Genomic DNA, 21,834 nt, shown 5'->3' with positions numbered 1-21,834 from the left:
CCATCACGTCGTCTGAGCCGTCCCTGAGCCAGGTCGTCCAGCACGGTCCTGTTCTCGTACAGCTGCCGCTAGTAGCTCTCTGTAGCGGATCAGGGGTGCTTGGCTGAATTTTCGATCTTTCCGTTTTGTTGCTCGTGTTGCTCGGTCACGGTGGTCAGGTCATGACGACCATGAGGAGGCCGGGATGCGGCAGGAGTGGGAGCCGGACGACCTGCACCACCCCGGGCCCCGTGCGGGGCAAGACCATCCACGTCCGCCTTCCACGGTGACAGCTCCCCTGACGGATCAACCGCGGCCGCGGCCGGAGGAATTGATCCCGCTAAGAGTCATCCCGTATTGGGATGCCACCCGATCAGTTCCCGCGCAGGGATACCGCCGCGGGCTGCGGTGTTTCCTGTGTGGGCGGCTGTTCCGACGTGGTCCTTGTGCCGCTGGTTCGCGGGTCGGGTCTCATTCGGGGTGGGCCGGTGCCGGTCGGGGGTGTTTCGTCGAGCAGAGGCCTGCCGGCCGGGGATTCCCGGATCGTGGGCTGCCGCGTGGGTGCGGCCCCTGCTGGGGCGGCCACCGCGCTGCGGTTGACTCGACAGGGCTTCTTGCAGCCCTGGTGAGAACAAGATCTGTGTGGTGCGGGCCTGGACGGTGTCCAGGCCCGCCGTGCTGGGATCGTCCGGGTTTTGAACCCGGACGTGCGCGGCGAGTGCGGCGGAGACCATGTCGCGGTCGGCGACCAGGCCGCAGGAGGTGCAGGTGTGGACCCGGTCGGCGAGGCTTTTCCGCACCTGGGCGCCGCACAGGCAGGTCTGGGACAGCTTCGTGGTGAAGGTCGACGCGCGCAGCAGGCGGCCGCTGGTCTTCTCGCATTCTTTGCCGATCGCGGCGATGAGCCGGCCAGGTGTGGTGGCTTGCAGGGCGCGGCCCCACAGCCGGTACCAGGTGCGGATGTCGCAGTCCTCGACGGTCAGGTTGGCGCCATGATCGGCAACGATCCGCTCAGCGATTCGCCGTGCGCGGTGGTCTTTCGCGGCGGCCGCAGTGGCCGCGGCCTCGGCGAGCTTCGCCCGGTCAAGGCGGTAGCCGGCCGAGAGGGTGTCCCTGCGGTTTGCCTGTTTGGGTACTCCGGCCTTGTTCGCCGCCCGCGCGCCGCCCGGAACGTGAACGTGCCGTTCCGGGAGTCCGGCGGTCTTGCGTCGTGCGGCTCGGGCCTGCCGGCGTTTCGAGGGCGCGTACTGGCCTGGGTTGGTGGCGCGGCGGGACCGGTCGAGGGCACGTTTGCGGCCCCGTTCCTTGCGACGGGCCTTTTCGAGTGCGGCCCTCTCGGCGTCGGTGAGCTCGACCCTGGTCGAGTGCACCTGTCCGTCTGCGGGGTCGAAGGTGTCTGGGAAGGAGACGACGGACAGGTTGGAGACGTTGCCGTCGATCCCACCGACCCGGTTCAGGTCGGCTGCGGCAGCCCGCCGGGCCCGGGTAGCTGGGGACGCGTATCCGCTGGTGAGGACCATCAGGTGCGCCTCGTATGCCCACCCACCAGGAGACGAGGCGTCTCGGCGGCGGACCAGGTCCACCTTGTGCCACGTCGTCGGATTGTTCAAGAAGTGCACCAGCCGCGGCCAGCGGCCGGCACCGGAAGGCAGCCGCACGGGCAGGACGAGGTCGCCGCGCTGGGAGTCGGCGCCGCCGGTGAACACCAGGGCGAGCGGGCCGGTGTGGTCCCACCAGGTCGCAGCCCGGGTTTTTGGTTTTCCCTTCGCGCTGACGTCGCCGGTCTCCACTCGGCGGGGCCTGGTGGGTTGGGGCATGCGCCGCGGCTGCGCGAGAACACTCGTGGTCGGCGCCAGCCCGGCCGCCTGCTCCGGGGTGGTGATGGCCTGGTCGAGGTCCCGGTGCCGGTAGGCGTCCAGATGCCCGGCAAGGGTGCCGTGCAGAGGGAACGTCTCCCACTTGCGGGCCGTGGTGTGCGAGCGGGCACGGCCGGGGATGCGGGTGTAGTCCCACCAGGTGCCGGTCCTCGGCCGCCCGAACCGGCGACCGGACTCATCGGGGAACAGGTGCCGACTGACGCCTTCCCACACCTCGTCGGCCTGATGCATCACCAGAGCTTTGGTGACGTGCCGGCCCAGATGCCGGGAGCGTTCCATGTGTCGGTACCCGCGGCGTTCCATGCCCTCGCGGGACAGGCCCAGCTCGACACGCCACCCTTTCGCGTCGACATCGCGGCGCACGTCCCCGGCCCAGTACGCGTCGACCGCGGCCCGGGCATCGCGCCGTAGCGCGCGTTTGACCGACCACATCGCCCAATACAGCTGCTCCACCCGATGCCGGCTGTCGAGCCCTCTCACCTCGAGCGGCAGCCGGATTACCGCGAGCCCGGTGCCCTCGCCACGCGTCCACCGCTTGCCTTTGTTCTTCCCACGGAACCGGCGGGCAGACACGTCAGAGGCAGATACCGGGTCGAGCAGCTCTGCACTCACGGCATCCCACCTCCTTTGTCTACGGCAACGGCGATGCCCTGTCCGGAACTTGGCAGCTCCGGCAAGCAAGTCCAAAGCTACAGACGCCCACTGACAACGGCTGGGCGACGGACATGCTTGGCGTTCTAAGGTGCCCTTATGCGCCTGACTCCGGCCCGCTGCACGAGCGTTGAACTCCGCGCCTTCACCGGGCTCACCGGGCCACAGATGCAGCACCTCGTCGAGCAGCCGTGGGAACGGAGACCAGACGCCGACCACGGCCGGAACCGGGCGCTTGCGTTCCCCGACCGGGTCCTGCTGCTCGTCCTCGCCTACCGGACCAACCTCACCATGCAGCAGTTGGCGTCACTGTTCGAAACAACCGACTCCACCGTACACCGCGTGATTTCCCCTCTCGCACCGCTCCTCGGGGAACTCCCGGGGCCGCCCCCGGGTGACCGGCCGGAGCTGTGGGTCGTCGACAGCACCCTCATCCCCGTCCACGACCACACCCACACCGCGAAAAGCAAGAACTACCGGCACAGCGTCAACGTCCAGGTCGTCTGCCGGGCCCGGGACAGACGCATCGTCGCACTCGGTGACGCATGGCCAGGGAACCGCAACGACATCGTCGTCTTCCGGGAAACTCTCGGCCGGACCCTTCCAGCTCACCCGCGGCTCGCCGGCGACGCCGGCTACCGCGGCTGCGCTCACATCAGAACACCACGTCGCGGACCAGACGGCCGCATCATCAAAGATCGGACCTACAAACGGTTCCGGAAACGGCGAGCAGTAGCCGAACACACCATCGCACGCCTCAAAGACCATCAAATCCTGCGGCAATGCCGCCGCCGCGGCGACGCCATCAACCACGCCGTCGCCGGCGTCGCGGCGCTTCACAACCTCAAGATCGACATCAGCTAACTGAAGCCCCAGAGGTGGTGAGGCACGCACCGAACCGCATTACGGGATATCTCTTAGCTTGATCTTTAACCTGCACGGTTCTTGTGTTCCGCGATGCTGAGATCGCGTTTCACGGTTTTACCGACGTCGTGGTTGGGTGCCCGGCGGCGGTTCTTCGAGCCGGTCGGGCGTCCGGGGCCGGGCCGGGAAGGTTTGGGTGCGGCCGCCGGACGGGCCGTCTTCGCTCGGAGGTTCCGAAACCCCCGCCGCACCCGCGCGGGCGTGAGCCGCCCCGGCTCGGCGGGCTTCTCCCAGGGGCGGCGAAGATCCTCGGCGAGTGGGCGGGCGAGCCGGAGCTGCGTGTGGGCGATGATGACCAGCCAGGTCCAGCGGTCCGCCGTATCGGGCTCACGGACCTTCGGACGGGTCCAGCCGAGCGTCTGCTTGATCATCCTGAAGGTGTGTTCAAGATCGAACCTTCGCAGGAAGGCCTGCCAGAACACATCGACCAGTCCAGCGCTCGCACCGGTGACCGACGACCACAGCCAGACCGGCTTGGGGTCACGGTCACCGGGCAGGTACTCGACCCTGAGGCGGATCAACGTGCCATGCAGAACGGGGAGTTCGCCCTCGTGGTCCAGCCAGGGCCCGCGGTGGGTGAGCCGGGGATGCATCCGGTCCCATGCCATCGCCTCGGCTTTCCCATAGCGGGTGGTGTCGGTGACGGTCGCCACCTCCGGCTCGTGCCAGGTGTCGGACTTGGCCAGGGTGAAGGTTCCGCCGTGCTTGCGGGGCCGGCCCCCCTTGGGGCTGTAACGGTGCGGTGGTGCGGGTCGAAGCAGCACCCGGTCGGAGCGGAGACGGCCCACCAGCTCGACCGGCAGGTCCGTGAGGACGAAAGCGAGGCGGGTGACGTCGTAGCCGGCGTCCATCACAATCAGGATGTCCGGGTCACCGTCGCTCCAGTGCCCTGCAGCGATGATCCGGTCGACAACTTCGCGGAGCTGGGCGGCGGTCACCGCAGTGGCGTCGTCGGCCGGGCCCAGCCGCACCGCGTCCAGCAGCGCGGTCCAGGATGTGCGTCCGGTCTCCAAGGCAGCGACGAAAGAGTAGGGCCAGCCCGGGATGAACTGCGAGTTGCTCTTGGCCCGCCCGTAGACATGACAGAACAGCCGCTCCGCGCTGGTCGGCGCATCGGGCCGCAGCCACGGCGAGACATCGACCGCCAGCACGATCCTCCCATCGGCCGCCCTGGGTAGCGGCAGGGACGCCAACGACCGGCGCAGACGTTCCACCTGGAGGCGCCCGCAGTTCAGCGCGTCGTACATCGCGCCGTGTCCCCGCTGGTGCTCCGCCACCAGCGTCAGGTCGACCAGCGAGGTGACCGGGCCGTCGGCACACAGAACCGCATCCGTCAGCTCGAACAGTGCATCCGCTCGCCGGGACAGGCAGGCATGGAAGTCCTCACGGAAGCAGGACAACACGGACAGCGACTCGACGCAGGCGGCGTCATCCAGAACACTCATCACAGCGGCCGTTTCTTGGTGCTTCGTTGCTCGACACTCCGAAGCCTCAAGGACGGCCGCGCTCTCTGTCCGGCGAATCAAGAACCCCGACAAGAAACGATCTTGCCGAGGTTAAAGATCAAGCTTAGAGCCCGTGAACAAACTGATCATTTCCGGTGCTTGGCGTCCTTCGTGCCCGCCAGGCGCCGGGACATCAGCATGATCATGGACCACTTGACCATGGCTTCATGGTGCTCGGGTAACCGTTCGTAGTCGCGTACGCAGCGGCGGCGCTGGAAGATCCACGACAGCGTGCGCTCAACCACCCACCTGCGTGGCAGTACCACGAAGCCCTTGACGTCGTCGTTGCGCTTGACGATCTCGATCGTGAGCTGGAGCTTCTTCTTGGCCCAGGTGACGAGTTTCCCGGCGTAGCCGCCGTCGGCCCAGACCAGGCTGATTGATTCGAAGAGGTCACGCAGGTGCGTCAGCGAGGGGCGGGCGCCGTCGCGGTCCTGCACGCTCGCGCTGGTGACCATGACGACGAGGAGCAAGCCGATCGTGTCCACGATCACGTGGCGCTTGCGGCCTGCCACCTTCTTGCCCGCGTCGTACCCGCGGCTGTCGGCGCCGACCGTCTCCGCAGCGCGTACCGACTGCGAGTCGATGATCGCGGCGGTCGGGTCGGTGTCCCGGCCCTCGGATCGGCGGACCTCGTCACGCAGGTCGTTGTGGATGGCGTCGACGCTTCCGTCCTGCCACCACCGGGTGAAGATGGTGTGCACCGTGCGCCAGTGCGGGAAGTCGCCTGGCAGGTTGCGCCACTTGTTGCCGTTGTCCGCGACGTAGAAGATCGCGTCCACGATCAGCCGACGGCAGTACTCCTCCGGCCGCCCGCCATTGCCGTCCAGCCATGCCGGCCACGGCAGTACCGAAGCGATGACCTGCCACTCCGCATCCGTGGTGTCTGAGGTGTAGCGGCGGGGCCGGGCCGGATGACGGCGACCGTGCCCGAACCGGCAGGCCAGGCAGGGGCAGTGACCTTGCCCGTCTGGGGTGACAGCGGTGGCGGCAGGGGCGTACAACGGCATGACAGGACCTCTTGGCGCGACTGGGCTTCGACACCGCAGTTGCTACCAAGAGGTCCTGGTCGTTCACGTCACTTCACCGATTCCCACCCGCCGACAACGATCAGTTTGTTCACGGGCTCTTAGACGCTCCTGAACCACATTGTTTATCCACGGATCTTCACGGTCACGCTGTATCGGCCCTCATCGCCGACGCAGCGCCGGGCCTCGCCGCAACTGGTGCGGCGGGCTGTGATGTCTGCTGAGCCGGGCCGGACGGCGCGCAGGGTCAGTTCGACAGTGCCGCAGCCGGCGCCTGGGACACACGTGTGGGCTGGTGTGACCCGCGAGGTGTCGGCGGCGGCCAGGACATCCGGTGTTCTGCTGGTGAGGTCGGACCAGTATGTGCTGTGCAGTGTGATCACCACCGAGGTGCCCACGGTGGCGGAGACGGTGCTGTGGTTCGCGCGCTCGTCCAGCCGGAGGTGTGTGGGCGTTGGCGTGGTCGGCGTGGCAGGCTGCGCGGCGTCGGTGCCGCAGGCCGAGGTGGCGGCGAGAGCCAGGCATGCGGCGAAGCGGAGTGCAGAGTGGGTGCGCGGGAGCGCCATGAACGGGACCTTTCCAGGCAGTTTGTGCCGATGAGACGGTTCCGCCCCGGCGGTGGTTCCCTGCCGGGGCGGAACGTGTCGTGCTGTGCCCAGGGAGTCCTGGTGGTGTCAGGAGGCGTTGAGGGCGGTGTCGTCGACCACGAAGCTGGTCTGGAGGCTGGAGTCCTCGGTGCCGGTGAACTTCAGGGTCACCGTCTGACCGGCGTAGCTGGACAGGTTGAAGGACTTGAGTGCATAGCCACTCGCCGCGTTCAGGTTGGAGTAGGTGGCCAGGGTGGTGGAGCCGACCTGGACGGTCAGCTTGTCGTAGGCGGTGGTCGTGGTGGTCTCGGCGGTGTCGATGTGCAGGTAGAAGGAGAAGGTGGCGCTGCATCCGGACGGGATGGTCACCGACTGGGACAGGGTGTCGGTGTGGGCGCTGCCGTAACCGTCCATCCAGGCCTTCCAGCTGCCCGAGTGGGCGGGCTCACCGGCGGAGTTGTCGATCACGCCGGTGCTGGCCGTCCAGGGCGCGGCGGTGCCGGTCTCGAAGCCGGGGTTGCCGAGCTTTTGGCCCGGGCTGGAGCAGCCGCCGGTGGTGCTGATGGTCCAGGTGAACGAGGTGCTGCCGGCAGCGTTCGTGCTGTCCTTGGCGGTGACCGTGACGGAGGAGGTGCCGGCCGTGGTTGGGGTGCCGGTGATCTTGCCGCTGGAGGAGATGCTGAGCCCCGCTGGCAGTCCGGTCGCCGTGTAGGTGAGGGTCTGGCTCGTGTCGGAGTCGGAGCCTGTCATCTGCAGGGACACGGCGGTGCCCACGGTGCCGCTCTGGTTGCCGGGGTTGTTCACTGTGACCGTGTTGCCCGTGGTGCCGCCGACGATCGCGTGCGAAATGGCGCACGCGTTGGTGTCGTTGGACCAGCTGGCCTGCTCGGCGAAGGTGCCGGTGCCCATCGTGACGTTGGCAGCTCCACCTGTCTGGCCCGGAGCGATCCAGGCGCATTCGTCGGAGTTCTCCTGGCCGTTGTACGAGCTGCCGGTGTGGTTGGTCCAGCCCCCGGCCGGGTTCTGGTCCGACATCATTTCGTGCCATTCGTGGCCGAGTGTCATGGTCCAGCCGTCGAGGGTGCCGGGGGAGTTGACGAACCCGACGCCGCAGCCCGCGCCCGAGTCCATGTTGTACGGCTGGTTGCTGAAGGCGACATCGCCGACGGTCGATGTGACCGCACCGCCCGTCAGCGTGGTGTCACCGTTCCAGTCGTGCCACGCGCAGTACTGCCCCTGGTAGTTGTCCGGGTTGGTGCCGTGGGGCGACAGGATCACGTAGTACGCGTCGCGGTTCGACGCAGCCGTGGTGTTGCCGAAGTGACTGGCTGCCTTCACAGCCTCGACGCCGAGCTGGTGCCCGGTGGCGGCACTGGGTGACGCCCCCGAGTTGTCGTACCAGGTGCCGGCCAGCACGCCGCCGCTCTGGTAGGGGACGAAGTTGGCGTTCGCCGGGCAACTGGTCGCGCCGGTGGTCACGTTTGGACCGTCGCACCACTGGGTCAGGTCAGCCGACCAGCGCTCGTTACCGGTGCCGATGTCCTTGAACATCTCCTGGGCAACGGGCGCGGCGCCCGCCGAGTCGCCGGAGAAGGTCAGGTCTCCGCTGCCGTTGGTGCTCTGCGTACCCCACTGGGTGCCGTAGAAGACCAGGTAGACCTTCGAGTGGCTGCTCTGGACACCGATACCGTCGACGCCGCCGCCGTAGGACAGTGTCTGAGGCCCGGTCGCGACGCTCGCGGACTTCTGGGAGGCCGCCCATGCCTTCATCTTGGCATGCTGCTGGAGGGTCGGCAGCGCGCCGTGCCGGTACGGGTGCTGGTACGCGGGGCTGTAGGGGTTGGCGACGGAGCCGCTCGAAGCCTGTGACGCCACCGCCTGGGGTGCGACGGCCAGCATGCCGCCGGCTATCAGGGCTGCGGCCGACGTCAGCGCGGCGGCCCCGCGGCGGGTGAATTGCCGGAGCGGGTTGGGTCTCGTGTGGCCTGTGTTCTGTGATCGCAAGCGACTGCCCTTCCTGGGGAGTTGGTGCCCTGCGGCGGAATCCCTTTCCTGCCAAGGCCATGACAAATCAACCATGCTTTGACAGGACACGGGTCAACTGCCGCCGGGACCTCAAGTGGCGCACGTTCTTCGGTGTGAGCTGCCACCCCGGTCAGTGGTGGTCCCCGCGATGCTACTGAGCGCCCGCCCCGACTGACCATCAGTCAATGGCAAAAGCCTTTGCCTCGTTAGGCAATGCGACGGAGCCCCAACCGCGGTAAATCCAGACAGAGTTGATGTCGTCCATTCCCCGACCAGGAAGACGGAGCGGATCGGCTATAGCGTGTGACGCCATGGACGTGGACGACGAATCAGTCAGTGACCTCACAGCACTGGGCCTGGCACGCTACGAGGCACGGATCTACCTCGCGCTGGTCAGGCGCGAGTCGTACACTGCCGCCGAGGTGGCACGTGAGGCGGATGTGCCCCGTCAGCGCGTCTACGACGTATTGGACGCCCTGGTGCGGCGTCGCCTCGCCACCGTGCGCCCGGGCCGGGTGGCCACGTTCTCCGCGGTCGCACCCGAGCTTGCCACCGCCCGGCTCATGGCGCTGCAACGCGAATCCCTCGAGCGGCTCGAGCAAGTGTCTTCGGCACTAGTCACTGCCCTGCTGCCCGTCTGGTCCGACGGGCGCACAAAGACCGACCCGCTCGACTACATCGAGGTCCTGCGCGATCCCAAGGCCATCGCCGAACGATTCGCCGACATCCAGGAACAGGCCGGACGTGAACTGCTGAGCTTCTCCCAACGGCCCTTCCTTGCCCCGGTCGCCAACACCGAGGGGATCGCGGCGGTGCGCCGACTGCGCAGGGCAGGCGGCCGGGCCCGAGCCATCTACACCCATGACGCGCTCAACGACGCCGAAGTACTGGAGCACGTACGGTGTTTCAGCGAAGCCGGGGAGGAGGCGCGATTCATCGCCGAGCTGCCGCTTAAGCTGATCATTGCCGACGCTTCGCTCGTGCTCTGTGACATGCCGGACCCGGTTGCCGGAACCGGCGCCACCACCGCGCTCTACATCGAACACCCGGCGCTCGCCAACTGCTTGCAACTGGCTTTCCAGAACGTCTGGGACCGCGCCGATCCGACGAACACTGCCCGCGGAGTCTATGGGAAGTCCCGTAATTAGGGCGGGGGTACGCGTGTAACACTGTCGGCATGCGGTGGGGTGCGTTCGGGCGTGGGACGAGGGTGCCACTTGCGATTGCGGCGGGATCCCTGGGAGTGGCACTGGCGGGAGGCTGTTCGCTGGCTGGCGAGATATCGGACGCCCGCCGTATCGACGCCTCACCCGTGCGGGTCCACGGTGTCGTCGAACGGGTGATGCCGGTCAAAGGGGGGACGACGTTCAGGGTCTCCTACCAAGTCGAAGGTCAGCGGTTCGCCACCGAGGACTTGCCGGTGGGCCAAGGGGCCAATCTGATGGACCCCACGGTGGGTACCACCGTGTGCCTCGAAGCCTCGACCGTGCACCCAGAGACGGTACGGCTGTGCGGCCAGAGGTATCCGAGCGGCGACGACATGATCCCCACCGAAGGCCTAATCGTGGTGGCAGGCGCAGCAGGCACCCTGATGGCCGCCGGCTGGATCCTGGTGGTCACCCGACAGGAGCGTCGGGAGAACCGCCGGTCCGTCTCGGCTGCGCAGGCGACTGACCTGACGCCCGCAGGCACCGAAGCTTGAGCGACAGAGATCATTTGCGGGACAGCCTTTAGCCTCGAACCCGGGTGCTGGCGTGAAGAATTAGCCTCTCGTCTGGCGCGAGCCGATGCAGTCTCGTCAACTCCTATCCGCTGGGGGCCGTTGCATGAGCGCTCCGAGTGCCGCCCAATCAGCCTGGTCAGTCCGGCTGTGGCAGTACAGCGACGATCCATGCCGCGGGTGGACCAACCACCTGTTCTCCGACGCAGAGATCACCGGCACCGTAGACGGCGAGCCGATCGGCCCCTACCGGATCACCTCGTTCGATACCACCTCTAACCACCAACCGGGCCAGCTGCGCCCGGTCCTGGAACTGGGCAGTTGGTTCCGCGATCCCAAAGAGGAACCCCCAGCCTCAGGCAGCTCAGGCTGGACCGGCCTGTCGATCCACCAGGAGGTCACCGCACTGCTGTCCCTGATTCTCGGGATCAGGCTGAGTGGCGACGATCCGGTGATCCACCGCCGCGGCGACGACGGAAGCATCACCACCTACCACCCGAGTGCGCGGATCGCACCGAGCGCGCCGTCCTCTCCGTGGGCATCGCCGATCATCCCCGGCCTAGCTCTAAAACTGACGGACGTTATTGACAGGTGGGTCTCCCGTCCCTAGGAGACCCCCATGACTGAACGCGAGCTCGCAAGACGCGCCCGGCACCGGCTCGCTGTGCTGCGCCACGCGGAAGAGGTGAGCGGCAACATAGCCGCGACCTGCCGCTACTACGGCATCAGCCGCCAATGCTTCTACACCTGGCGCCGACGCTACGAAGCCGAGGGCCTGGACGGCCTCAAGGACCGCTCCAGCGCTCCCCATCACACGCCGCATGCCACGACGGCCGATGTGGTGGAGAAGATCCTCTGGCTGCGTCAGCAGTACCACTTCGGCCCAGCGAAGATCTCGATGTATCTGCAGCGGTACCACGACGTGGCGATCAGCACGTCCGGCGTCTGGCGGATCTTGAAGAAGGTCGGCCTGAACCGGCTGCCGGCCTCGCAGCGCTACAAGCGCCGGTCCATTCGCTGGAAGCGCTACGAGAAGCAGCGGCCCGGCCACCAGCTGCAGGTCGACGTCAAGTTCATCGAGCCGCTCGGCCAGAGCGGCCGCAAGAAGCGCTACTACCAGTACACCTCGATCGACGACTGCACCCGCCTGAGGGTGCTGCGCGCCTATCCTCGCAACGACCAGAAGACCGCGATCCAGTTCATCGACTATGTCCTGGCCAAGCTCCCGTTCGCGGTCGAGCAGGTCCAGACCGACAACGGCCAGGAGTTCGGTCAGGCCTTCCACTGGCACCTGCTCGACAAGGGCATCGGGCACGTTCGGATCAAGCCCCGTACCCCGCGGCTGAATGGAAAGGTCGAGCGATCCCACCGCATCGACTCCGAAGAGTTCTGCCGCCTCCTAGAAGGCCAGGTCATCGACGACGTCAACCTGTTCAACAGCAAACTGCAGGAGTGGGAGGACTACTACAACTACCATCGCCCCCACGGCGCCCTCGCCGGCCAGACCCCCTATGAACGCCTACGACAGAAGGCCCGAGACCCACTGTCATAAGCGTCCGTCAGCTGCACACCTGGCTGCCATGGTCGGGCTCATGGTCGGGCCCACCACGCACCTTCAGCCCGGGCGCTCAACGGTTGCGCAGCCCGATTGCGCAGCCCGATTGCGCAGCCCGATTGCGCAGCCCGATTGCGCAGCCCGATTGCGCAGCCCGATTGCGCAGCCCGATTGCGCAGCCCTGAGCGGGCGTTGCGCAATCGGGCTGCACAACACCAGCCGCATCTTGCGCAGTCGGGCCTCGCGCAACAGGCTGCGCAACCGGTCGAAGATCCTGCGCAGTCGAATTGCGCCGGGGGTGGCTGCGCAGTCGTCGGGTTTCTGATCTTGTCTTGCGCAGAACTGTTTGGCGCACTGCGCAGGCGTCTGTCGCGGCCCGGTCGGCTTCCGTCTGCGCATCGTTGTCCAGGGCCTGTGACCGAGCGGCACCTGATCTCACGAGCGTCGCCGCTCAGGGGGATCGTGCGCCGGGTGCGAGGACCTGTCGCCCGTGCGCGGCTAACCCATGGTTGGGGTCAAGGTCTGGGCCGACCACGACCCCAACCCCTGTTGACCTGCCCGCGGCAGAACACCGGCCGTATCAAGGTCTCCATCCCCCGCATTCCGCCGCGTCCGCCGCCGATCCGGGCGGCTATGCGCAGGTGTTCGTCGGCGCGTGGCCTTCGGGCAGCATCGATGCGAGCGTCAGCCATCGCTCAGCGTGCTCAATCCACGGAAATGGAGCCAGACCCTGAGACCGCGGGGTCGGTACAGGGGGCAGCCAGCGGCTGCGAGTTCTTGGGCCGGGTCCGGGTGCTTCGCAGCTTCACGCCAGCAGCGCTGCTGGGGTGTCAGGTCGCGAAGGTCTGGACGAGCGGGCAGGTCCCTCCAGAGCAGTCGATGCGGGACTTGAACACGACGCCCTCGCGATCTGGCGGTGATCCCGCCACCGGCCACGAACCCGACCCAAGGGCGGTAGCAATGGCGCGATCACCGCCCACGCGGCGTCAGGATCCGCTCCGCCTCTTACAGCGGGACCAATGATCTGATGATGGGAAAGGCACCCCCGTCCGGTGGACCAGGGCCCTCAGGTGGCGGGCAGCGGTCGGTTCGTGTGCGGGTGCAGGCGGTCGGTGAGGAAGGCGAGGATCTCGTCGCGGGCCCGGACCGTGGGGTGGCCGGCCTCGTCGACGAGATGGGCGGTGACCACGCTGTGCGGGGTGCCGACCAGGTCGGCGAAGAAGGGCGGCGGGGCCGGGTTGGCGGCACTGTCCGGGAGGACGCGCCCGTCGAAGGCGTCGCCGAGCAGTGCGCAGTAGGCGGCGAAGCGCTGCCCCGTGCACCAGCGGTCGCCCTCGAAGCGGTAGGCGAGGACGGTGAGTCCGTCGCGGTTGAGTCGGTCGCGTACCGCGCGGGCGTCCGCGGCGTCGAGTTCGAGTCCGCCTGGGTCGTCGAGCGGCAGCGACGGGTGGTTGACCACCGGGGCGATCACCGCCGGCTCCAGGGCCATGGTGAGGGCGAAGTTGCCGGTGAAGCACAGGCCGATCGCGCCCACCCCGAGGCCGCCGCACGCGGTGTGGGCCTGGCGCGCCAGGCCGCGCAGCCAGACCGTCACCGGGCTGGTGCCGCCCCCGGCGAAGGCGCGGAACTCCGCGCTGACGCAGGCGCGGCGGACGACCTCCCGGCCGCCGTCGACCGTGGGGAAGGCGCCGTCCGTTCCGAACAGGGAGGGCACATGGACGGTGAAGCCCGCGTCCCGCACCCAGCGCGCGAGCCGTAGGACGTCGGGGCTGATGCCCGGCATCTCGGGCAGCACCACAACCGCGGGCCCGGCTCCGGCCACGTACACCGTCTTCTCCACCCCCTCCACGGCCACGCGACGGCGGGTGAAGTCGTTGATCGGATCGTCGTCGTTCATGGGGTCAGCCTGGTCCCGGGGCCAGCCGCCGGGTGAGGGGCCAGATCGCCAAGGCCAGGGGTAATCTCGCCACACGCGAGGGCGTCGAGCGGTACGTGGTCGGCGATCCGGGGTCGGGGACACCAGGGGGTGCGGGAACGATGGCGGAGGCGGCACGGCAGGCGGAGGACGGTGCGGGTCCGGGCGCCGGACCGGGGGCGCTGCGGGTCGGAATCCTGGCGTACCCGGACTGTTTCGCGTCCGAAGTGTTCGGCGTCCCGGACCTGTTGACGATGGCGGGGCATGTCGCCGGGCCGGACGCGCCCCGCTACCGGGTGTCGGTCGTCTCGCCCCGCCGCCGGGTGATCGCCTCGGGCGGCGCGAGCCTGGACGTGCGTCCCTTGCGCGAGGCCGACGTCCTCGTGGTCCCCGGCTTCGAACTGCGCCCGAACACTGACCTCGACGCGCGCCTCGCCCGGCTCGCCCCCGAGATCGCTGCGATCCGCACGCAGGCCGCCGCAGGCACCGCAGTCGTCTCCCTCTGCGTCGGCGCGTTCCTGCTCGCCGAGGCCGGGCTCCTCGAGCGGCGCCGGGCCACCACCTCCTGGCTGCACGCCGGCGAACTGGCCAGGCGCTGCCCGGACGCCGACGTCCAGCCCGAGCACCTGGTCGTCACCGACACGGGTGTGACCACCACGGCCGCTTTCAGCGCCATGTACGACTTCGCGCTGGACCTGATCCGCCGACACAACGGCGCCCGGGTGGCCCGGACCACGGCCCGGGTGGCGCTGGTCGACGACGCGCGGACCTCGCAGACCCCGTACGTCGACCCGCTGCTCCTCCCGCAGCCCGGCCGGGAGTTCTCCCAGCGGGTCATGCGACGGCTCGAGCAGAACCTCGCCGAGCGGTACGACCTCGCCGCGCTCGCGGACGCCTTCCGGGTCAGCACCCGCACGCTGCTGCGCCGTTTCGCCGAAGAGACCGGACGCAGCCCGCTGGCCCACCTCCAGGCATCCCGAGTCCGTCGCGCCCGCCATCTTCTCGAGACCACCGACCGCACCGTCGCCGCCGTCGCCACGGCCGTCGGCTACCAGGACCCCGGCACCTTCGCCGCCCTCTTCGCCCGCCACACCGGCCATCGCCCGAGCGCCTACCGGGCCGCTTTCCGCCGCACGGCCCGGGCGTCCGCCCCGGACGGCGGCGTCTAGGCATCTTTCCGGTCAACGGATCGTTGGTCAGGTCGTGAGGGATGGGGAAGCTCTCTGACACCGCGTGGGCGGTGATCGCACCTACCGCCGGTAGGAGGCCATGTGGCATGGGCGCGTTTCCCATCCGGGCGATGGCGGGCGAGCCCGCGCGCGGGGATGGTCCCGCCGTACGTCTGCCCTGGTCTGGGAAAGACCCCCAGCGGGTCAAGAACCCAGCGGCTGGCTGCCGTCGGCCACGTCTGGGCCTTCGCATCCCTGACTGCCTCCCCGGGCGCCAGAGCCCACTATGACCGCCGCAAAGGGGCAGGTGACCGCCACATTGCCGCGCAGCGCAACCTCTTCAACCGCTTCACGGGGATGCTCTTCCACTCTCTCCAACACGACGAGCACTACGACGAGGAAAAGGCCTTTCCCAACCCGTGTAGAGGAGACCTGGTCCTGGCACCAACCAGCTGGCCTACGAGGCCGGCAAGTGAGGCGTGGCCGTCAGCACCCTCGTCGGCCGAGCTGGGACCCGGACGCGCTCGTCTGCCGGAAGGACGGTGCGCCAAACCCGCAGCCGGATGAGACGGGCGGCGGGCTCATCGGCATAGGCCTCAGCCCGCGACGCGAGTACGCATGACAGAACGCCCCCTGCACGACGACCACAGTCGTGCAGGGGGCGTTCTGTCATGCCCAGGGTCAGCGCAGCGTGGCGGTCGGCGTGAGAATGACATGGCCTTTCGTCACTCAGGTCAGCAACAGGTGAGCATCACCCGTCAGCGCCAACGACCAGGTCACCGCGCCTGCGCCACTGACGCTCAGATGACGAAGTTCAACTGACACTCCCCCGCAGACCATCACCAAGCGCCCTTCCTCCGGCCGCACCAAGGGCGGGATCACCGCCGTTCAGCCCGGCGGTGACAGCGCCTTCACCGAGAGCCTGTCGTACCGGTCGGGCAAGGACATCAAGCCGCCGTCCCGTAAGCGGCCGGTGCAGCAGATGGACGTGAGCGTCCGGTACACCTACCGGGCGCCCCACGAGGTCTACGGCAAGTCCGGCTACAGCGTGGTCTCCAACGACTTCCTCGCCGACGTCCGGCCGTGCTGATCGCCCAGCGCGGATCACAGGGGTGGACTGACCCGGCGCAGTGACCGTCACAGGGCTCCGGCGTCCCGGGCCGTCCAGACGCTCGGGTAGATCGGCCGGAAGCCGAGCTCCCGGCGGATCCGCTGGTTGGACACGATCCCGAACCACGGATCGGGGTCCGCGAGCTCGTGGACCCCGGCGGGCACCTCGACGCCGTTGACCTGGTACAGCTCGACCGTCGTGACGGGAGCATCATCGGCGATGTTGTAGATCCGGCCGGCGATACCCGGCGCGTACAGCAGACGCATCAGGCCCTGGGCGACGTCCGCGTGGTGGGCCATCTGCAGGCGCTGGTGCGGCGCCCAACGGGCGGCCCAATGCAAGGAGTTGGCGAGGTGCGGGTCGCCCTCGCCGTAGACGAAGGGGAGCCGCCCGATGCGTACGTCCAGGCTCTTAAGCGCGAGCAGTTCGCGCTCGGCCTCGGCCTTGGACTCGGGGTAGGCGCCCCACATCGCGCCGCCCGGCCGACTCTCGTCCTCCTCGGTCAGCGGGCGGCCCCGTCCGACGCCGTACACATTGCCAGTGCTGACCTGCACGAACCGCTCCACGCCGGAGGCCTGCGCGGCGCGGCCCAGGGCCACCGCGGCGTCCCGGTTGACGGCCCACGCCTCCTCGTCCGGCACCCAGCGGAAGGAGGCGGCGACGTTCACGACGGCGTCCACGCCGGCGAGCGCCTTGCCGAGTGTCTCCTCATCGCGCATATCTCCCACGGCGACCTGGGCGCCCAGCTCCGCGAAGCGCTCGCCACGGGCCGCGTCCCGCACCAGGACCCGCACCTGCTCGCCCGGCTGTCGCTGGACCAGCAGCCTCGGCACGAAGCGGCGTCCAACCTGTCCCGTCGTACCGGTCACCAAGGTCAGCATGATGTGCTCCTCACGCACTGTGTCGCCTGTCGTTGATGACCAGCCTCGGCGGATGCGGGGACGACGGGGAGAGACCTCTTCATCAGGGGATCGGGAGTCCCTGGATAAGCCGGCCAGCGTCCCGCACCCTGGAGAGTTGAAGGCTCCCCTCCCTGAAGGGAGGGGATTCTCCACCCTCCAGGGCTGCGTGGGGATTCACGGCTCAGGCCGCCTCTTGGTCCAGCGGACCAGGAGGTCTTACGCCCTCGGCACCGTCCGGGTTCCAACCTGCCCGGACCAGCATCACGCGGGCGGAGTTCTTGTCCCTGGGGGACACGGCTCCGCACACGGTGCAGGCATACGTTCTCATCGAGAGAGGGAGTGCGTGCTTGGTTCTCGCCCCGCACGTTGCGCAGTCCATCGTGGTGTGCGCCGGGTGCACGAGACGGACGTCCCGTGCGTGCTTGCGGCCCATCTCGAGCAGGGCACGCTTCGTCGCCGCGATGGCCGCGTCGGCCGCCTTGCGGGCCATGGTGGTCTTCGCGAGGAACTTCGGGCGGAAGTCCTCCACCGCCACTCCGTCATGATCGCGCATGACGGACTTGGCCCACTTGCGGCCGGTGTCCTCCCGCTGCCGCGCGATCTTCCTGTGCAGCTTCGCTGCCTGTGCCTGCGCCTTCCGGTAGCCGGTGGATGCACGCTGTCCTTTCGGTCGCCGGCGCCGGGCCATCATCCGCTGGTACTTCGCGAGCCGCTGAGCGGACCGCTTGCCGTGTTCGGCATGCGGAAGGTCGTAGGCGTCGTCCGTGGTGGTCGCGGTCTCCTTCACACCCCAGTCCACGCCCAGGACGTGGCCGGTCTCCACAAGCGGCTCGACCTGGGCCGGGGCGACGAAGGAGGCGTACCAATGTCCGAGCGTGTCCTGGTACACGCGCACACTCGACGGGTCGGCAGGAAGGTCCCGCGACCACACCACGCTCAGCACGATCTGGCCCGCAAGGTGCAGGCGGCCCTCCTTGAGGCGGAAACCGCGCCGGGTGTAGTTCAGCGACGGTCGGCTGTCACGCTTGCGCTTGAAGCGGGGCATCCCGGCCCGGCGGTGCTGCGCAAGCCCGTCCTTGATGTCCTTCAGCGCCTTCGCCCTCGACCTGGCGAAGTCCCGGATCACCTGCTGCTGCGGCACCGAGGCACCCTCGGCCAGCCACGCTGTCACCCCGCGGGCGTCGGTCAGCATCCTGTCCAGCTGCGCCGGACCACACGTCAACTTCTCGCCGCCCGCTCTGCTCTGCGCGTGGGCCTGCCGGGACTTGGCCACGCATTCGTTCCAGATCCAGCGGCAGCGATCCCACTCGGCTTCGAGTGCGCGCCGGGCTGTCTTCGACAGGCGTACACGGAAGGTGTACCGGGCATGCCCGGTGTCCTTCGTGGTCGCTTCTGTCGTCATGCATCCGAACCTACCTGGGAGGACTGACAGTTGAGAGTTCTTGACCGTTGTGGGCGGCATCACGGCCGTGCGGGGTGGACGCCGGATCGCCCTGACGGCGATCCGGCTGTCCCTGCCCTGCTCCGCAGGAGTCCGATTCCTCCCCGGCCTGAAGGCCGGGGCATCCTCGGAGAAAGCCGGTGAACCGAGCCGAACTCGCCGACTTCCTGCGCCGCGCTCGTGCCCGCCTGGACCCCTCCGACGTGGGTCTCACGGCCGGCGCCCGCCGCCGTACGCCGGGGCTGCGCCGCGAGGAGGTGGCCCAGCTGGCTGGCATGTCCGTGGACTACTACACGCGGCTGGAACAGTCCCGGGGCCCGCGCCCGTCCCGCCAGATGCTCACCGCGTTGGCCCGCGCCCTGCGCCTGACGGAGGACGAACGCGACCACCTCTTCCACCTCACCGGTGAAGAGCCGCCGCGCCGGGAGGCGACCAGCACGCACGTGCGCCCGGGCCTGCTCCTGGTGCTGGACCGGCTGCACGACACCCCGGCGATGGTGGTGACCGACTGCGGCGAGGTCCTGGCCCAGAACGCGCTGTCGCGGGCGCTGAGCGGAGACGCTCTCGCCCGCCCGCCCCGAGAACGCAACATGATCCGCCGCTTCTTCCTGGACCCGGCGGCCCAGGAGCTGTTCCCTCCCGAGGACCGCCCGGAGCGCGCCCGCGAGCAGGTCGCCGGCCTGCGAGCGGTGGCCTCGGCCCGCCCCACGGACCCCGAACCCGCCTCCCTCGTCGCCGAACTATGCGCCGCAAGCAAGGAGTTCGCCTACCTCTGGGACGAACACGAGGTCGCCGTACGCCGCGCCGCCACGAAACGCTTCCGGCACCCTGCGATCGGCATCCTCGAACTCGACTGCGAGATCCTCGTCAACTCCGACCACAACCAGCAGCTCGTTATCCACACGGCGCGCCCGGGCACAGAGTCGTACGAGCGCTTGCAGTTGCTGCGGGTGGTGGGCTTGCAGGACCTGACGCCGACGAGCTCCTGACCGCGTGCGCACCTTCCGAGTTCGCTCCCTGCCCACCGCACGTCGCCCACGATCCCGAACTTCGCGCCATCTGGGGCCGACAGCGGCACAACGTCTCCCACTGGCACAGGAAGGCAGACGACCACCCCTGCTACCGAGCACTCAAGCCCCTGCCCGACGGCCACGCCGAGCAGCTGGACGAGGCGATCGACAACACACCGCGCCCCGCCATTGAAGGCTCCTCTCCCTGAAGGGAGGGGATTCTCCACCCTCCAGGGCTGCGTGGGGATTCACGGCTCAGGCCGCCACCTGAGCCGGCGGCTCAGGTGGTCTTACGCCCTCGGCACCGTCCGGGTTCCAACCTGCCCGGACCAGCATCACGCGGGCGGAGTTCTTGTCCCTGGGCGAGACGGCTCCGCACACGGTGCAGGCATAGGTTCTCATCGAGAGAGGGAGTGCGTGCTTGGTTCTCGCTCCGCACTGCGCGCAGTCCATCGTGGTGTGCGCCGGGTGCACGAGACGGACGTCCCGTGCGTGCTTGCGCCCCATCTCGACCAGAGCGCGTTTGGTGGCGGCGATGGCGGCATCGGCTGCCTTGCGGGCCATCGTGGTTTTCGCGAGGAACTTCGGGCGGAAGTCCTCCACCGCCACCCCATCATGACCGCGCATCACGGACTTGGCCCACTTGCGGCCGGTGTCCTCCCGCTGCCGCGCGACCTTCTTGTGCAGCTTCGCGGCCTGCGCCTGCGCCTTCCGGTAGCCCTTGGATGCGGGCCGGCCCTTCGGACGCCGGCACCGGGCCATCATCCGCTGGTAGCGGGCGAGCCCCTGCGCGGCCCGCTTGCCGTGCTCGGCATGCGGGAGATCGTAGGCGCCATCCGTGGTGGTGGCCGTCTCCTTCACACCCCAGTCCACACCGAGCACCCGCCCCGTGAGGGCAAGCGGTTCGCTCCGCGCGGGGGCGACGAAGGACACATACCAGTGCCCGAGCGTGTCCTGGTACACGCGCACACTCGACGGCTCGGCCGGAAGAGCCCGCGACCACACCACGCTCAGCACAATCTGGCCCGCAAGGTGCAGACGACCGTCCTTCAGACGGAAACCCCGCTTCGTGTAGTTCAGGCTCGGCCTGGCCTCCCGCTTCTTCTTCCAGCGGGGCATCCCGGCCCGGCGGTGCTGCGCAAGCCCGTCCTTGACGTCCTTCAGCGCCTTCGCCCGCGACTTGGCGAAGTCCCCAATCACCTGCTGCTGCGGCACCGAGGCACCCTCAGCCAGCCACGGCATCACCCCGCGGGCCTCGGTCAGCATCCTGTCGAGCTGGGCCGGACCACACGTCAGCTTCTCGCCGGACCCCTTGGCTCGCTGGTGGACCTGCTTGGACTTGGCCACGCATTCATTCCAGAGCCACCGGCAGCGGTCCCACTCCGCTTCAAGTGCGCGCCGCGCGGTAGCCGACAGGCGCACACGGAAGGAGTACCGGGCATGCCCCGCCCCCTCCGTGCTCGCGTCTGTCGTCATGCAACCGAACCTACCCGGGAGGACTGACAGTTGAGACCTCTTGATCGCCACGGCTCGCTCACCTCGTCGCGGGTGGACGGTCCTTCGCCCTGGAGGCGAAACCCCTATTTCCTGTCCTGCTCCGCAGGAGACCGATTCCTCCCCGGCCTGAAAGCCGGGGCATCCTCGGAGGAACCCGGTGAAAACAAGCCTGCCTATCGCGCTTCTGTCCAGCGGTCGATGGCTGTACCGAAGCACGATAGTTGTCACCATCGGCGGCCACTGACCTGCGGTTTCAGCACGGCGAGGCAAGGTAGTTGTCACCAAGTCAGCACGCTACTTGTCACCACCAGCGCGGAAAGCACGGCAGTTGTCACCGGCTCCAGTACGCCGACGCTTTCTGCGACCTGCACGACGGGGACCGAGCAACTCAGATGGGTGCGGCTCCTTTGGAGGGACCTTTTTCATCGGAGCCAGTCTTGGCGGCTACCAGGCTGGGGTGCCGCGTCACTCCCTGGCATGATCTCGCCTGTGGGTGTGATGTATGACTACTTCTCCGCGGTATCGGACGAGTCGGCCGCCACGACCATCGACTTGCCCGGCGGGCCGGATGGTGTGGGGGCGAAGCTGCCAATGTCCGTCCCGGAGATCGTGCGACGTTACGGGCGCGACGGCCTTCGCGAGTTCCTCAGGTCGCGGCTTCGGCTGGCCGAGACGGGGTTCCACGCAGTGGCCACCAAGGGGTTCGACTCGACGACCGATCTCGGAGCGATCGAGGGGATCTTGACCGGGGTCGACTTCGACGAGTTCCTGGCACGGCCTCGGACCTCGCACGCCGTCGCCGAACGCGACGGAGGCGAGCGTCTGGTGCTCACCATCAGCGATGAGCTTCAAGCATTGCTCACGTCGCCGAGGATCCGGGTCCGCAGCATGGGCGGGCGTCGAGGTGGTGCACTGCGGCGGTGACCGTTCCCTGGCGT

At 68.4% G+C, this 21,834-nt stretch carries 17 protein-coding genes and 1 pseudogene; 9 read left to right on the top strand and 9 right to left on the bottom strand.

Annotated elements, in window-relative coordinates; all coding sequences use genetic code 11:
* Positions 1-326: 326 nt before the first annotated feature.
* Positions 327-2,468 (bottom strand): zinc ribbon domain-containing protein, encoded by a 2,142-nt coding sequence (locus ACQEXA_RS55590; RefSeq protein WP_433134020.1) that lies wholly within the window; start codon positions 2,466-2,468, stop codon positions 327-329.
* Between the two features lie 138 nt (positions 2,469-2,606).
* Here ACQEXA_RS55590 and ACQEXA_RS55585 point away from each other — a divergent pair, with 138 nt between their 5' ends.
* Positions 2,607-3,371 (top strand): transposase, encoded by a 765-nt coding sequence (locus ACQEXA_RS55585; protein ID WP_433134017.1) that lies wholly within the window; start codon positions 2,607-2,609, stop codon positions 3,369-3,371.
* Between the two features lie 65 nt (positions 3,372-3,436).
* Here ACQEXA_RS55585 and ACQEXA_RS55580 read toward each other — a convergent pair whose 3' ends face one another.
* The 4 genes from ACQEXA_RS55580 to ACQEXA_RS55565 all read right to left on the bottom strand — a co-directional run bounded on the left by ACQEXA_RS55580 (position 3,437) and on the right by ACQEXA_RS55565 (position 8,555).
* Positions 3,437-4,876: an NF041680 family putative transposase gene (locus tag ACQEXA_RS55580; protein ID WP_433134015.1), complete on the bottom strand. Its 1,440-nt coding sequence runs from the start codon at positions 4,874-4,876 to the stop codon at positions 3,437-3,439.
* 146 nt (positions 4,877-5,022) lie between these two features.
* Positions 5,023-5,946, bottom strand: a complete 924-nt coding sequence (locus ACQEXA_RS55575) for an IS5 family transposase (RefSeq protein ID WP_432929601.1) — start codon at positions 5,944-5,946, stop codon at positions 5,023-5,025.
* A 143-nt stretch (positions 5,947-6,089) separates the two neighbouring features.
* Positions 6,090-6,530 (bottom strand): hypothetical protein, encoded by a 441-nt coding sequence (locus ACQEXA_RS55570; RefSeq protein WP_432920757.1) that lies wholly within the window; start codon positions 6,528-6,530, stop codon positions 6,090-6,092.
* A 108-nt stretch (positions 6,531-6,638) separates the two neighbouring features.
* Positions 6,639-8,555: a putative Ig domain-containing protein gene (locus tag ACQEXA_RS55565; RefSeq protein WP_433134012.1), complete on the bottom strand. Its 1,917-nt coding sequence runs from the start codon at positions 8,553-8,555 to the stop codon at positions 6,639-6,641.
* A gap of 332 nt (positions 8,556-8,887) precedes the next feature.
* Between ACQEXA_RS55565 and ACQEXA_RS55560 the strand changes: the two genes are divergently transcribed.
* The 4 genes from ACQEXA_RS55560 to ACQEXA_RS55545 all read left to right on the top strand — a co-directional run bounded on the left by ACQEXA_RS55560 (position 8,888) and on the right by ACQEXA_RS55545 (position 11,848).
* Entirely contained in the window at positions 8,888-9,724 is an 837-nt protein-coding gene (locus ACQEXA_RS55560; protein ID WP_432920762.1) for a TrmB family transcriptional regulator, read from the top strand.
* Between the two features lie 95 nt (positions 9,725-9,819).
* Positions 9,820-10,278 carry a hypothetical protein gene (locus tag ACQEXA_RS55555; protein ID WP_432920768.1) on the top strand — a complete coding sequence of 153 codons (459 nt, stop codon included), beginning with the start codon at positions 9,820-9,822 and terminating at the stop codon, positions 10,276-10,278.
* 124 nt (positions 10,279-10,402) lie between these two features.
* Positions 10,403-10,906 carry a hypothetical protein gene (locus tag ACQEXA_RS55550; protein WP_432920771.1) on the top strand — a complete coding sequence of 168 codons (504 nt, stop codon included), beginning with the start codon at positions 10,403-10,405 and terminating at the stop codon, positions 10,904-10,906.
* Between the two features lie 9 nt (positions 10,907-10,915).
* On the top strand, positions 10,916-11,848 hold the full coding sequence (locus tag ACQEXA_RS55545) for an IS481 family transposase (RefSeq protein ID WP_432920774.1): 933 nt from the start codon (positions 10,916-10,918) through the stop codon (positions 11,846-11,848).
* Positions 11,849-12,917: 1,069 nt separating this feature from the next.
* Here the strand turns inward: ACQEXA_RS55545 and ACQEXA_RS55540 are convergent.
* A complete protein-coding gene (locus tag ACQEXA_RS55540) occupies positions 12,918-13,748 on the bottom strand; it encodes a dienelactone hydrolase family protein (protein WP_433134009.1) in 831 nt (276 codons plus the stop codon).
* 32 nt (positions 13,749-13,780) lie between these two features.
* Between ACQEXA_RS55540 and ACQEXA_RS55535 the strand changes: the two genes are divergently transcribed.
* Together ACQEXA_RS55535 and ACQEXA_RS55530 are read left to right on the top strand one after the other, a co-directional pair.
* Positions 13,781-14,935: a GlxA family transcriptional regulator gene (locus ACQEXA_RS55535; protein WP_432920780.1), complete on the top strand. Its 1,155-nt coding sequence runs from the start codon at positions 13,781-13,783 to the stop codon at positions 14,933-14,935.
* A 231-nt stretch (positions 14,936-15,166) separates the two neighbouring features.
* Positions 15,167-15,346: pseudogene (locus ACQEXA_RS55530) on the top strand (IS110 family transposase); the annotation flags it as partial.
* Positions 15,347-16,072: 726 nt separating this feature from the next.
* Here ACQEXA_RS55530 and ACQEXA_RS55525 read toward each other — a convergent pair.
* Complete coding sequence (locus ACQEXA_RS55525; protein WP_432920783.1) at positions 16,073-16,927, bottom strand: NAD-dependent epimerase/dehydratase family protein; 855 nt, start codon at positions 16,925-16,927, stop codon at positions 16,073-16,075.
* 202 nt (positions 16,928-17,129) lie between these two features.
* Positions 17,130-18,350 carry an RNA-guided endonuclease InsQ/TnpB family protein gene (locus tag ACQEXA_RS55520; RefSeq protein WP_433134007.1) on the bottom strand — a complete coding sequence of 407 codons (1,221 nt, stop codon included), beginning with the start codon at positions 18,348-18,350 and terminating at the stop codon, positions 17,130-17,132.
* Positions 18,351-18,529: 179 nt separating this feature from the next.
* Here ACQEXA_RS55520 and ACQEXA_RS55515 point away from each other — a divergent pair, with 179 nt between their 5' ends.
* Positions 18,530-19,378 carry a helix-turn-helix transcriptional regulator gene (locus ACQEXA_RS55515; protein WP_361003542.1) on the top strand — a complete coding sequence of 283 codons (849 nt, stop codon included), beginning with the start codon at positions 18,530-18,532 and terminating at the stop codon, positions 19,376-19,378.
* A gap of 276 nt (positions 19,379-19,654) precedes the next feature.
* Here ACQEXA_RS55515 and ACQEXA_RS55510 read toward each other — a convergent pair whose 3' ends face one another.
* On the bottom strand, positions 19,655-20,875 hold the full coding sequence (locus tag ACQEXA_RS55510) for an RNA-guided endonuclease InsQ/TnpB family protein (protein ID WP_433134004.1): 1,221 nt from the start codon (positions 20,873-20,875) through the stop codon (positions 19,655-19,657).
* A 498-nt stretch (positions 20,876-21,373) separates the two neighbouring features.
* Here ACQEXA_RS55510 and ACQEXA_RS55505 point away from each other — a divergent pair, with 498 nt between their 5' ends.
* On the top strand, positions 21,374-21,820 hold the full coding sequence (locus ACQEXA_RS55505; protein WP_432920790.1) for a hypothetical protein: 447 nt from the start codon (positions 21,374-21,376) through the stop codon (positions 21,818-21,820).
* Positions 21,821-21,834: the final 14 nt, after the last annotated feature.

Origin of the sequence: Streptomyces sp. CA-106110 (genome assembly GCF_050936285.1) — a bacterium.
Classification (GTDB): Bacteria; Actinomycetota; Actinomycetes; order Streptomycetales; family Streptomycetaceae; genus Streptomyces.
Note: the sequence above shows the minus strand (reverse complement) of the source record. Positions and strands in the feature narration are given on the sequence as shown.